The organism is Mycobacterium florentinum, from assembly GCF_010730355.1.
GTDB lineage: Bacteria > Actinomycetota > Actinomycetes > Mycobacteriales > Mycobacteriaceae > Mycobacterium > Mycobacterium florentinum.
In genome coordinates, this window is record NZ_AP022576.1 from 3,007,012 (window position 1) to 3,019,162 (window position 12,151).

Sequence of the window (12,151 nt, forward strand, 5' to 3'; positions counted from 1 at the left end):
CTACAGTGTTGGGCATGGCACCAGCGCCAACACTTGTTCAAGTCACCGACACCGTGCACCTCGCCCGGGGTGAGGCCGTCAACTGGACACTGGTCACCGACGACACCGGCGTGCTGCTGATCGACGCCGGCTATCCGGGCGACCGGGAGGCCGTGCTGGCTTCGCTGAAGGCGCTCGGCTGCGGCGCCGGCGACGTGCGCGCGATCCTGCTGACGCATGCCCACATCGACCATCTGGGCTCGGCGATCTGGTTCGCCGGCGAGCACGGCACTCCCGTCTACTGCCACGCCGACGAAGTCGGCCACGCCAAGCGCGAGTACCTCGAACAGGTGTCGGTCATCGATCTCGCGCTGCGCATCTGGCGGCCCACCTGGGCCGTGTGGACCGCACATGTGGTGCGCAGCGGCGGCCTGATCCGCGATGGGATTCCGACCACCCAGCCGCTGACGCCCGAAATCGCGGCGGGCCTGCCGGGCCACCCGATGCCCGTTTTCAGCCCCGGCCACACCAACGGTCACTGCTCCTACCTGGTCGACGGCGTGCTGGCCAGTGGCGATGCGCTGATCACCGGGCACCCACTGATACGTCACGACGGGCCGCAACTGCTGCCGGCAATCTTCAGCTACAGCCAGCAGGACTGCATCCGAACCCTCTCGGCGCTGGCCCTGTTGGAGACCGAGGTCCTCGCCCCGGGTCACGGCCCGCTCTGGCGCGGCCCGATCCGCGAAGCGACCAATGCGGCGCTGGAAAAAGCGGGCGCTCTGTGACGGTCGCCAAGTCGATCGCGTTGTTCGCGCTGGCGGCGCTGTTCGAGATCGGCGGGGCCTGGTTGGTGTGGCAGGGGGTACGCGAACACCGCGGCTGGATGTGGGTGGGCTGGGGTGTGATCGCGCTGGGCGCCTACGGGTTTGTCGCTACTCTGCAGCCCGAGGCCCACTTCGGTCGCATCCTGGCCGCGTACGGCGGCATCTTCGTGGCTGGATCGCTGTTGTGGGGCATGGGTTTTGACGGGTTTCACCCCGATCGGTGGGACATCACCGGCGCGCTGATCTGCCTGCTGGGCGTGGCCGTGATTATGTATGCGCCGCGAACTCGCTGAGCCCCAAATGATCTCGCAGCGTCTCACCGCTGTACTCGATGCGAAACGCACCGCGTTCCTGCAGTAGCGGCACCACCCGTTCGACGAATTCGTCGAGGCCGTGCGGCGTCAGATGCGGCACCAGGATGAACCCGTCGCAGGCGTCGGCCTGGATGTATTTGTCGATTTCGTCGGCGATCCGGGCGGCGGTGCCGACGAATTGCTCGCGGGTGGTGACCGCGATGATCAGCTCACGGATCGACAGCTTCTCGGCTTCAGCGCGTTCACGCCACTTACCCGCGACGGCGACGGGGTCGACGTGGCGGACCCGGCCCTGGGTGATATCGCTGTCGACGACCGGATCGAATTCGGGCAACGGGCCGTCCGGGTCGAAGTCGGAAAGCTCACGGCCCCAAACCTGTTCGAGCATCGCGATGGCCGTGGCGCCGCTGACCTGCTGATAACGGATGTGTCGCGCCTTGTCCTGCGCCTCGGCATCGGTGTCACCGAGAACGAAGGTCGCGGCGGGAAATACCTTGAGCTGATCAGGGTCTCGGCCCGACGACACGGCACGGCCCTTGACGTCGGCGTAGTAGCGCTGACCGTCCTCCAGGGAGCCGTGCAGGGTGAACAATGCGTCGGCGTAGCGGGCTCCGAACGCCCGGCCCTCGTCGGAGTCGCCGGCCTGCAGCAGGATCGGATGACCTTGCGGCCCCACCGGCAGCGTCGCGAATCCCCGCACGTTGAAGTCGGGGCCCCGGTGCTCGACGCTGCGGATCCTGGAAGGGTCGACGTACACGCCCTTTTCGATATCGGCCAGCACGGCCCCGTCTTCCCAGCTGTCCCAGAATTCGCGTGCCGTGACGAGGAACTCCTCGGCCCGCCGGTACCGGTCGGCATGCTTCAGGAAGCCGCCGCGCCGGAAGTTTTCGCCGGTGAAGGCGTCCGACGAGGTGACGATGTTCCATCCGGCGCGGCCGCCGGACAGGTGGTCGAGGGTGGCGAATTGCCGTGCAACTTCGAATGGTTCGTTGAAGGTGGTGTTGATCGTCCCGGTCAAACCGATCCGGTCGGTGACACCCGCCAGCGCCGCCAGCACGGTGAAGGTGTCCGGCCGTCCGACGACGTCGAGATCGTAGATCCGGCCGCGATGCTCGCGCAGCCGCAGCCCTTCGGCCAGGAAGAAGAAGTCGAACAGTCCTCGCTCGGCGGTGCGCGCGAGGTGTACGAACGAGTCGAATTCGATCTGGCTGCCCGCGGTGGGATCGGTCCACACCGTCGTGTTGTTGACGCCCGGGAAATGGGCGGCCAGGTGAATCGGCTTGCGGTGCTTGCCGTTTCTTATATTCATTCGGTGAGTCCCCAGCGTTTGGCGATCAGCTCATGGGACCGCAGCCGGTCGCAGTGCCGGTGGGTCACCGAGGTGATGACCAGTTCGTCGGCCCGGGTCACCCGCTGCAGCGCCTCCAACCGCTCGGCCACTTCGTCCGCGTTGCCGACGAATTGTGTTGCTAATCGATCTTTTACGAGCGCGAATTGCTCTTCGGTCAGTGGTGGGCAGCTGGCGGGGTCGGGGTAAGGCATGGCGCCCACACCGGTCCGGATCGAGTACACCCAGTGGCCGTAGCCGGCGGCCAGGTGCTGGGCGGTGTCGGAGTCGTCGGCGACGACGACGTCGGCCGACACCACCACGTAGGGCTTTGCCAAGGCCGCCGACGGCACGAACGCGTCGCGGTAGGCGTCGATGGCCTCCAGCGCGGTGGCCGGCGTGATGTGATAGCTCGCGACGAACGGCAGTCCCAGCGCCCCGGCCACCCGTGCGCTTTGCCCCCGGGTGCTGCCGAAGATCCACGGCCGCAAGCCGCTTCGTTCACCGGGCACCGCATGCACGTCGAAGCTGCCGACGTGGTAGTCGCCGTCGACCAGAGCGAGGATGTCGTTAACCTGCTCGGCGAAGTCCGGTGATACGGCCTCGGGTTGCTGCAGGATCCCCATCGTGGCCTGGAGCTGCTCGAGATCGAGCAGGCCGCGCAGGTCGAAGGGGGTTGGAACGACGACGCCGTCCACCTCGTGCCACACTCGCGGCGGCCGGGGTTCCTTCGGCTTCTTGGGCTTGTGTTCCTCGGAGCGGCGTTGCCCGGACCGGCCGACACCGAGATCGATGCGTCCGGGATAGAAGGCTTCCAGCATCCCGAAGCTCTCGACGACCGCGACGGCGGTGGTATAGCCGAGTTGCACCGCCGCGGCACCAACCCGAATCCTGTTGGTAGCGGCCGCGATTTGTCCGATCAACACCGCCGGTGCGGCACTGGCGACCGCGACGAAGTGATGTTCGGCCACCCAGTAGCGACGGAAACCCCAGTCCTCGGCACGCTGGGCCAGTTCGATGGTGTTGCGCAGCGCCGTCGCCGGGTCGCTGCCGGCGCTGATCGGCGAGAGGTCCAAGACGGAGAGCGGAACGTTCATTGCCGGACCGTCGCGTATCGGTTGGGCGCGACCGGCAGGCCGAGCCGGGTCCGCAGCGTTTCGCCGTCCTGGTAGGCGGTGCGGAAGCGGCCGGCCCGCTGCAGCAGCGGAACCACCTCGTCCACGATCACCGGCAGATCGGTGGCGTTGACGGCCGGCCGCAACCGGGCGCCGTCGATGCCGAGGCGCTGCCACTGCAGCAGCAGCTCCACCAATTCGGTTGCGGCTCCGGTGAAGTTGAGCGCATCGGAGCGGGGGTCGCCGGGGCCGCCGAACGACACCACCACGTCGGCATAGACCTTCAGCCGCGCGCCGCCGGCGGCGCTCACCTCGTCCAGGATGCCGCGCAGCGAGGTCTCGTCGGAAGGCGTGATAAAGACGAGATCCGCACTGGTGGCGGCGAATTCGTAAACCGGCCCTTGGTGGGCGAGCACCGCGACGACCGGCTGGCCCTGCGGCGGGCGGGGCGTGATCGACGGCCCCTTGACGGAGAAGAACTTTCCGCTGAAATCGATGTAGTGCAGTTTGTCGATGTCGACGTAGCGCCCGGTCGTCGCGTCGCGGATGATCGCGTCGTCCTCCCAGCTATCCCAGAGCCGGCGCACCACGTCGACGTAATCGGCGGCCTCTGGAAAGAGATCCGACAAGCCGTCCAACGCCCCGTCGCGGCGGCCGAACAACGCTGCCTCGTGCGCGGTCGAGCTGACACGTGGCTGCCAGCCCGCCCGGCCGTGCGAGACATAGTCAAGCGTGGCAATGGATTTGGAGATGTGGAACGGCTCGGTATGCGTCACGGTCGCCACCGGGATCAGCCCGATGTGCCGCGTCGCGGGTGCGATGCGCGCCGCCACCAGGGCGGCGTCACCACGACCCGCGAGGCGCCTGGGCGAAATCTCCTCGCGACGCCCGGGCTGGGGCATCAGGGTGTCGTCGATGGTGAGGAAGTCGAGCAACCCGCGTTCGGCGGTGGCCGCAAGACCCGCCCAATAACGTCCGCTCAGCGGCGACAACGTGTCGGGGTCGGCGGCCAACGTGGCCCGCCACGCCTGCGGATCCCAGCCGTATCCGTCCAGCGCGACGCCCAGATGCAACGGGCCGCTCATGTCAGCCACTTCTCGAACGCGATCGGGAAGACCGGACCTTGCGACGGCACCGGCTCGGCCAACCGGCTATATCCGGTGGCCTGATACAACTCCTCGGCCTCGGGCTGACGGTTGCCGGTCATCAGGTAGATCTTCCGGTAGCCGCGCACCGCGATCTCGGCCTCCAGCTCGGCCAGCAGCGCCATCGCGTATCCGCGGCGCCGATGCGCGCTGTCGGTCCAGATTCTCTTGAGCTCGGCCGTCTGCGCGTCGAAGCGGCGAAACCCGCCGCCGGTCACCGGGCGGCCATCCAACAGACCGATCAACATGCCCCCGTCCGGTGGCGCGAACTCGTCGGAGGGGTTGTCCTTAAGCCACGCCAACACCGTTGGTGCCGTGCTGTCGTAGCGCTGCGCGTACTCCACGGCCAGCTCGGCCAGCAGCGGCTGCGCCAGCGCGTCGTCCAACGCGGCCGGTACGAACCGGAGCTGGGTCTTGGACATCACCTCACCTCTAACGCCTATCAGGCGGATGCATTCCGGCCGGGTGTCGCCCCGGGCCTGGCCGATCGTGTGGCGGTGACGTATCGGGGCGTAATCGCGTTGTCATCGGGGGTGCCGCGCCAGCGGGTGCCCATTCCAATCGCACTGAACAAATCGGCGACATTTCTTTCGACGGTCTGCCAGCCATGGCCGGCCAGATACTGCGGGACAGCGCGATATTCGCCGGGGTACGTCAGTCCGGCCAGGTCGACGTCGAGACCGAACTGTCGCCAGGTGTTGACGAACGTCTGGGCGGCCTCCAGCTGGAACGAGGACCAGGTGGGCATGTGATCGCCGGCGAAGCGACTGCCCGGCGCACTGACCGCCGAGACGTCGTCGAGCAACTGGTTCTGGCCGGCCGGCGGCAGGAACCCGATCAGGAATGTCTCGGCGATCCACACCGTGGGTTCGGTGGCGTCAAAACCCGCCCGCCGCATGGCCGTCAACCAATCGCGGCGCAGGTCGACGCCGACCGCCCGGCGGTGCGCGGTCAGCTCGGCGCCCAGGCCGCGCAGCACGGCGGTCTTGAAGTCGATGACGTCCGGCTGATCGATCTCGTACACCGTCGTCCCGGGCGGCCACCACAGCCGATACGGCCGGGTGTCCAGGCCGGAGCCCAGGATCACGACCTGCCGGATGCCCGCCCGCCCGGCGTCGGCGAGGAATTCATCGAGGAACCGGGTGTGCGCGCCGAGCAGGGTGATGAGCCCGGTCATGATCGCGTTGTCGCCACCGTCTTCGGTGTGCCGCTGGTCGTCGACCATCCGGGTGAAGTACTGCACCCCCGCGGCGCGCACCAGCTGCTCCGCGAACGGGTCGGTGACCAGACCCTTGGTGGTTGCCAGCGCCCGCGCGACCGCGCCGAACGTCGCGGTCATTCCGACGCCGCTGTCGGGACCCCACGTGTCGTCGTCGGTCCGTGCCATCAGACGTCGGAGCGGCGCCGCAATGCTAGTCCGACGGCCGCCCGCCAGCCGAGGAGCAACAGCGCGGTGACGGTCGCCGCGACCACGACGAAACTCGCGGCCACGCCCGCGGAACTGGCTTTGCGCAACACCATGCCGATCACCACGGTGGACAACCAGACCACCACGCCGGTGGGCGCCACGGCGGTGGGCCGCTGCCAACCCCGGGACACCAGCCACCCGATCACGGTGCCGGTGAGAAACGGCCAGGCCGTGGTCGCGATGCCGGTGAGATTGATGCCCTCGTCGTGACTGCGGCGTCCCACGGCGCAGAACACCAACACGCACAACACGTCGACGCCCAGCCACCCCAGCCGCTGCATAGAGCGAGACTACCGGGCTGGCCCGGACGCTGTTCTTTGCGATGGACGCGGTGGCAGGCTGACTGCTATGAGCACACACAAACCTCCCGCGTTCAACCGAGAAGACCCTCTCGGCCTCGACGCGTCGCTGTCCAGCGATGAGATCGCGGTTCGCGACACGGTCAGAAAATTCTGCGCCGAGCACGTCATCCCATACGTCGCGGAGTGGTTTGAGATCGGTGACCTGCCGGCGCGCCAACTGAGTAAGCAGTTCGGCCAGCTCGGGCTGCTCGGCATGCACCTGGAGGGCTACGGCTGCGGCGGGGCCTCGTCGGTGCACTACGGCCTGGCGTGTACCGAGCTGGAGGCCGCCGATTCCGGGGTGCGGTCGATGGTCTCGGTGCAGGGATCGCTGGCGATGTTCGCCATCTGGAACTTCGGCTCCGAGGAACACAAGCAGCAGTGGCTTCCCGGCATGGCCGCCGGCGAGCTGCTCGGCTGCTTCGGCCTCACCGAACCCGATGCCGGATCCGACCCCGCGGCGATGAAAACCAATGCGCGACGAGATGGTTCGGACTGGGTGCTCAACGGCCGCAAGATGTGGATCACCAACGGCTCGGTCGCCGACGTCGCGGTGGTGTGGGCCAACACCGACGACGGGATCCGCGGATTCATCGTCCCGACCCGCACCGCGGGCTTCACCGCCAACACGATCCACCACAAACTGTCGCTGCGGGCCTCGATCACCAGCGAGCTGGTGCTCGACGACGTGCGGTTGCCCGCCGACGCGATGCTGCCCGACGCCAAGGGGCTGCGCGGGCCGCTGTCCTGCCTGTCCGAGGCGCGCTACGGCATCATCTGGGGATCGATGGGCGCGGCGCGCTCGGCCTGGCAGGCCGCGCTCGAATACGCGACGCAGCGCACCCAATTCGGCCGGCCGATCGCGGGATTCCAGCTGACCCAGGCGAAACTCGTCGACATGGCCGTCGAATTGCACAAGGGCCAGCTGCTCTCGCTGCATCTGGGCCGCCTCAAGGACAGTGTCGGGCTGCGCCCCGAGCAGGTCAGCTTCGGCAAGCTCAACAATACCCGCGAGGCGCTCAAAATCTGCCGGACCGCTCGAACCATATTGGGCGGCAACGGGATATCGCTGGAATACCCGGTGATCCGGCACATGGTCAACCTGGAGTCGGTGCTGACCTATGAAGGCACTCCCGAGATGCACCAGTTGGTGCTCGGCCAGGCATTCACCGGTAGCGACGCCTTCCGCTGATGGGTTTACGCCGCATCGCAGCCCTGGCCGTCGCCTGCCTGCTCATGGCGGCCTGCGGACCCACGCCGTCACCAGCGCCGCCGAAGGCGGAATCCGCCGACAGGGCCAAGGCCGATGCCGTGATGCGGGTGGTCCACAACTTCATGACGCAGGCGCACCTCAAGGCCGTGATCGTCCGCGTCACGGTGGACGGCAAGGAGGTCCTCACCCAGGCCGTCGGCGACTCGATGACCGGGGTGCCGGCCACCACCGACATGCACTTCCGCAACGGCGCGGTCGCGATTTCCTATGTGTCGACGCTGCTGCTCAAGCTGGTCGACCAAAAGAAGCTGAGCCTTGAGGACCGGCTGTCGAAATGGCTGCCCGACTTCCCCAACGCCGGGCGCGTCACGCTCGGACAGCTGGCGCAGATGACGTCCGGTTACCCGGACTACATCCTCGGCAACGACCAGTTCGACAACGAGTCGTACGCAAACCCGTTCCAGCAGTGGACAACTCAAGATCTGCTGGCGCAGATCTCCGGGCGCCCGCTGCTCTACGAGCCGGGGACGAACTGGAACTACGCGCACACCAACTACGTGCTGCTCGGGCTCGCGCTGGAGAAGGCCACCGGTCAGGACATGCCTACGCTGCTGAGCAACGAGGTGCTGGGCCCGCTCGGCCTTGAGCACACCGCGAACTCCGATACCGCCGAAATCCCCTGGCCCGTCCTACACACGTTCAGCTCCGAGCGGCGACAGGCGCTCAAAATCCCTGCGGGAACACCGTTTTACGAAGAGTCCACGTACTGGAACCCGTCCTGGACCATTACCCACGGCGCCATTCAGACCACCAACATCGACGACATGGAAGCCACCGCCGTCGGAATCGGGTCGGGCAAGCTACTCTCCGCGGACTCGTACAAGAAGATGGTGTCGACCGCGCTGCGCGGCAAGACGCACCCCCAACCGGGCTGCCCGACCTGCTTCGACCAAAGCGAGGGCTACACCTACGGGTTGGGCATCATCATCTCCGGCGATTGGCTCATGCAGAACCCGTTGTTCTCCGGCTGCGCGGGTGTCGAGGCCTACCTGCCGGCCCAGAAGATTGCGATCGCGGTCGCGGTCACGTACGCCCCGGAGGCATTCGACGACCAGGGCAACTACAGTAATCAGGCCGACATACTGTTCCGCAAGATCGGCGCGGTGATGGCTCCGAACGCAGCCCCACCGATGCCGCCGGGGAGATAAAGGAGTTCAGGTATGCGGATTCGCGCTATCGCCGCGTGCACGCTGGCCCTGGGAGCGTTGGGGGTGCCGACTGCCGTCGCCGATCCCACCGGCACGCTGCCCCCGATGACCGCGACCAACGGCGGGCCGATCATCGGTGGCGGGGGTGCCGCCTCGCAGATGACCCAACAACTCAAGGGTCTTAACGACCCGAATGTCCAAGAGGTCGACGGCCCGGACGCGGCTCAATTCATCGCTGCCGCAGCCGGTATCAGCGATCGCGACCTCGCCTCGCCCTTCATGGCGCTGCAACGCGCGTTGGGGTGCCAGAAGAACAATGCCGGATTCGGGGCCCGCGCCTACCGTCGCAATGACGGGAAGTGGGGCGGCGCCATGCTGGTCATCGCCAAGAGCGCCTACCCGGACGTCGCCGGGATGAAGGCGTGCGAGATGTCGAACTGGCGCCGGCCTTCGATGGGCAGCCCCACGTCGATGTGCAACAGCGGATGGGCTTATCCCCCACCGACATTCAACGACAAGGGCGGCGACTACATCGTGCTGCTGGCCGGCACGAACTCCGATTTCTGCACCGCGCTCAACGGGAACTACAAGGGCACCGCGGCCGCGTGGCCGTGAGCCGCGTGTTCAGCAGCCGCTGACAGCCCCGATTTCGGCGGGTTACGGCGTCAGGTCACCGTTGACGTAGTGCTGCAGGTTGGGGGCGACCGCGGCGATCACCTCGTCGTCGGTCATGGACGCGACGGGCTCGATCTTCCAGACGTAGCGCATCAGCGCGAAGCCCAGCATCTGCGACGAGACCAGCCCGCTGCGGATCAGCCGGTCGCGTTCGTCGACGCCCAGGTGCGAGACGCCCATCAGGCTGCCCTCGACGATTCGCCGCAACTTCTCGCGGGTGGCCGGTTCGTGCGCGGCGGTCTGCAGGATGGCCCGCAGGGTGGGCGCCACTTCGTCGTCGGCCCAGGCGTCCAGCAGGGCGGAGATCAGTGCGGCGCCAAGCTGATCCACGGACGTGGTCCACACCTTGGCCACGTTGTCCAGGAACTTCTGCGGCGGGTTCGTCGCCGCGTCCAGCAGGCCTTCCTTGGACCCGAAGTAGTGGTAGACCAGCGCGGGGTCGACGTCGGCCCCCCGGGCGACGGCGCGGATCGTGGTGCCGGCCCAGCCGTGCTGGGCGAACTCGTTGCGGGCGGCCGCCGTGATGCGCGCCGCGAGCACCCCGCGTTCATCTCGGGGCCCCGGTGTTATCGATTTCTTCGGCATAAGTTTCATTGTAGCGTGAATTTCCTCTTGCGTTGAAACTTGTTTCAACGTAGCGTGAGATTAGTTTCAACGACCCGTGAAAAACGGGTGACGGCTTACGGCAGCTTTCGACGCGGCGCTGGACAGAGGCCGTGCTCGGCAATCGCCCGCGCAAGCCCATGACCGAAAAGCAGCGTCGTGAAATACCGACGCGTCTAACGCAATACAAGAAAGAAGGGAGTCCCGCCATGGATTTTGCGTTGCGCCCGCCGGAGGTCAATTCCGGACTGATGTACACCGGAGCCGGCGCCGGACCGCTATTGGCCGCTGCGGCGGCATGGGACGCGGTCGCCGCCCAACTCGAGACGGCCGCTGCCGGCTACTCCGCGGAGATCGCGGGCCTGACCGGACGGTGGTTCGGCCCGTCGGCGATGCGAATGGCCGCCGCGGCCGCGCCCTACATCGCCTGGCTCCAAGCCAGCGCCGCCCAAGCCGCCCAAACCTCCGCCCAGGCCTATACCGCCGCGGCCGCCTACGAGGCGGCGTTCGCGATGACCGTGCCTCCGCCGGTCATCGCGGCCAACCGGGCACGGTTGATGGCGCTGATCGCGACCAACTTCTTCGGGCAGAACACCCCGGCCATCGCGGCCACCGAAGCCGAGTACATGGCGATGTGGATCCAAGATGCCACCGCCATGTGCACCTACGCCGCCGACTCCGAAATCGCCAGCACGCTGAAACCGTTTGACAGATCACCGCAGACCACCGACGAGAACGGGCAGGCCGATCAGGCCAACGCGGTCGCCAAAGCCACCGCCGACACCACGGCCGGCCGCGCGCAGCCCAACTTGGTGGATCGGCCCGTCGGCGGCTCCACCACCGCCCCGGTCACCTATGGCCCCGGCACCTACCCCACACCCGACGGCGGGGTGATCACCGTGAACGCGGGCGGCTTGATCACCGTCGATTCTGCCGGCTCGCTCACCGTCGGGCCCGGCAGCAATCTAGTCGTCGACGGCACGCTCACCATCAGCCCCTTCAGCTCCGTCGACCTCACCAGCGGGGTGTACACCTCCATGTGGGTCTCCGGTGCCCTCCACGTCGGCCCCTTCAGCGCCATCACCGTCGACCAAGGCGGCGCCGTGCTGGTCGGAGGCACCACCACGCTCAACGCCACCGTCGTGGTCGTCGGCGGAGACGGCATCCTGACGATGACGGACGCAACCATCACCAACGGCACCGTCGTGGGTTCCGTGGGCGGCACCGGCTACCTCATCAGCGGCCTCGGCGCTGGTAGCGGCATCGGTGCGGGCTCCGGCGGTACTGCTTCGGGTGCCGTTGCCTCCTCAAGTTCGACGACGGCAGCCGCGGTGAGCGCGGTCAGCGCGCTGACGAGCTCACCGGGCCTGGCCGGTACCGCGGCGATCCAACCCCAGGTCGACGTCGGCCAGGTGTTGGGCTCGCTCCCCTACGCCGCCGACTAAGCGGCGCTAGTCGTCGATGTGCGTCGGCGGGTCGGTGAAGGCGGCACCCCATGGGTGTTGGTCGGGGCCCAACGTCTGACAGTTCGTGTTGGTGACGTAGATCGGCGTGCCGTCACGCCCGCCGGTGGGCGGAAACACGACGCAGCGTTGCCAGGTGCCGTCGGGCTGGATTTGTCCGTCGCATTTGCTGATGACGATGCCGCCCAATTGGCAGCCGGCACTGGCCGGGGGCGCGGCGGCGATCAGCGCACCGGCAGACGCCACGGTAGCCAGTCCTGCGACGACGAATTGCCTCATGCTGTAAGGACTCTACTCAGGTACCAGGGCGGGGGTTCGTCACTACACGCTCGGCCGGCGCCCGAAAGTCTGTTTCGAATGTGTGTCCGATTCTGTGCCCACCCCCCGACAACTGAACGTTCATCTCGCTGAAGTCGTACGGTGGACTTGCGCTGCGGAGACTGTAGAGGCCAGACGGACAGCAGACCTGAAGG

Annotated in this window: 14 protein-coding genes; 6 read left to right on the forward strand and 8 right to left on the reverse strand. The window is 67.2% G+C overall.

All coding sequences use genetic code 11. The features are described 5' to 3' along the window. Nucleotides 1–14 precede the first annotated feature (14 nt). Nucleotides 15–767: an MBL fold metallo-hydrolase gene (locus tag G6N55_RS14255; RefSeq protein ID WP_085222673.1), complete on the forward strand. Its 753-nt coding sequence runs from the start codon at nucleotides 15–17 to the stop codon at nucleotides 765–767. Next, a complete protein-coding gene (locus G6N55_RS14260) occupies nucleotides 764–1,099 on the forward strand; it encodes a YnfA family protein (protein WP_085222672.1) in 336 nt (111 codons plus the stop codon). The genes G6N55_RS14255 and G6N55_RS14260 overlap by 4 nt, the downstream gene beginning before the upstream one ends. On the opposite strand, the gene G6N55_RS14265 is transcribed toward G6N55_RS14260, so the two are convergent. Genes G6N55_RS14265 through G6N55_RS14290 form a run of 6 tightly spaced genes read right to left on the reverse strand, consistent with a single transcriptional unit; the run spans nucleotide 1,074 to nucleotide 6,456 of the window. Then, a complete protein-coding gene (locus G6N55_RS14265; RefSeq protein ID WP_085222671.1) occupies nucleotides 1,074–2,429 on the reverse strand; it encodes an NtaA/DmoA family FMN-dependent monooxygenase in 1,356 nt (451 codons plus the stop codon). The genes G6N55_RS14260 and G6N55_RS14265 overlap by 26 nt on opposite strands. Beyond that, entirely contained in the window at nucleotides 2,426–3,544 is a 1,119-nt protein-coding gene (locus G6N55_RS14270; RefSeq protein ID WP_085222670.1) for an LLM class flavin-dependent oxidoreductase, read from the reverse strand. Before G6N55_RS14270 ends, G6N55_RS14265 begins: the two co-directional genes overlap by 4 nt. After that, a complete protein-coding gene (locus G6N55_RS14275; RefSeq protein ID WP_085222669.1) occupies nucleotides 3,541–4,647 on the reverse strand; it encodes an LLM class flavin-dependent oxidoreductase in 1,107 nt (368 codons plus the stop codon). The genes G6N55_RS14270 and G6N55_RS14275 overlap by 4 nt, the downstream gene beginning before the upstream one ends. Continuing rightward, nucleotides 4,644–5,129, reverse strand: coding sequence for a GNAT family N-acetyltransferase (locus G6N55_RS14280; protein WP_085222668.1), 486 nt, complete (start codon nucleotides 5,127–5,129; stop codon nucleotides 4,644–4,646). Before G6N55_RS14280 ends, G6N55_RS14275 begins: the two co-directional genes overlap by 4 nt. 20 nt (nucleotides 5,130–5,149) lie before the next feature. Next, on the reverse strand, nucleotides 5,150–6,094 hold the full coding sequence (locus G6N55_RS14285) for an SAM-dependent methyltransferase (RefSeq protein ID WP_085222667.1): 945 nt from the start codon (nucleotides 6,092–6,094) through the stop codon (nucleotides 5,150–5,152). Next, entirely contained in the window at nucleotides 6,094–6,456 is a 363-nt protein-coding gene (locus G6N55_RS14290; RefSeq protein ID WP_085222666.1) for a DUF3054 domain-containing protein, read from the reverse strand. Before G6N55_RS14290 ends, G6N55_RS14285 begins: the two co-directional genes overlap by 1 nt. Before the next feature lie 67 nt (nucleotides 6,457–6,523). On the opposite strand from G6N55_RS14290, the gene G6N55_RS14295 reads away from it, so the two are divergent. The 3 genes from G6N55_RS14295 to G6N55_RS14305 are packed head-to-tail and all read left to right on the forward strand — an operon-like array spanning nucleotide 6,524 to nucleotide 9,552. Further along, a complete protein-coding gene (locus tag G6N55_RS14295; RefSeq protein ID WP_085222665.1) occupies nucleotides 6,524–7,708 on the forward strand; it encodes an acyl-CoA dehydrogenase in 1,185 nt (394 codons plus the stop codon). Continuing rightward, nucleotides 7,705–8,937 carry a serine hydrolase domain-containing protein gene (locus G6N55_RS14300; RefSeq protein WP_372517616.1) on the forward strand — a complete coding sequence of 411 codons (1,233 nt, stop codon included), beginning with the start codon at nucleotides 7,705–7,707 and terminating at the stop codon, nucleotides 8,935–8,937. The genes G6N55_RS14295 and G6N55_RS14300 overlap by 4 nt, the downstream gene beginning before the upstream one ends. Before the next feature lie 12 nt (nucleotides 8,938–8,949). After that, the gene (locus G6N55_RS14305; RefSeq protein WP_085222663.1) at nucleotides 8,950–9,552 is read left to right on the forward strand and encodes a hypothetical protein; all 603 of its coding nucleotides are present in this window, start codon (nucleotides 8,950–8,952) and stop codon (nucleotides 9,550–9,552) included. A gap of 42 nt (nucleotides 9,553–9,594) precedes the next feature. Here the strand turns inward: G6N55_RS14305 and G6N55_RS14310 are convergent, their stop codons facing one another. Beyond that, complete coding sequence (locus G6N55_RS14310) at nucleotides 9,595–10,197, reverse strand: TetR/AcrR family transcriptional regulator (protein ID WP_179968151.1); 603 nt, start codon at nucleotides 10,195–10,197, stop codon at nucleotides 9,595–9,597. A 227-nt stretch (nucleotides 10,198–10,424) separates the two neighbouring features. Between G6N55_RS14310 and G6N55_RS30135 the strand changes: the two genes are divergently transcribed. Continuing rightward, nucleotides 10,425–11,660 carry a PPE family protein gene (locus tag G6N55_RS30135; protein WP_085222661.1) on the forward strand — a complete coding sequence of 412 codons (1,236 nt, stop codon included), beginning with the start codon at nucleotides 10,425–10,427 and terminating at the stop codon, nucleotides 11,658–11,660. Nucleotides 11,661–11,666: 6 nt separating this feature from the next. Here G6N55_RS30135 and G6N55_RS14320 read toward each other — a convergent pair whose 3' ends face one another. Beyond that, the gene (locus G6N55_RS14320; RefSeq protein ID WP_085222660.1) at nucleotides 11,667–11,957 is read right to left on the reverse strand and encodes a CDGP domain-containing protein; all 291 of its coding nucleotides are present in this window, start codon (nucleotides 11,955–11,957) and stop codon (nucleotides 11,667–11,669) included. Between the last annotated feature and the right edge of the window lie 194 nt (nucleotides 11,958–12,151).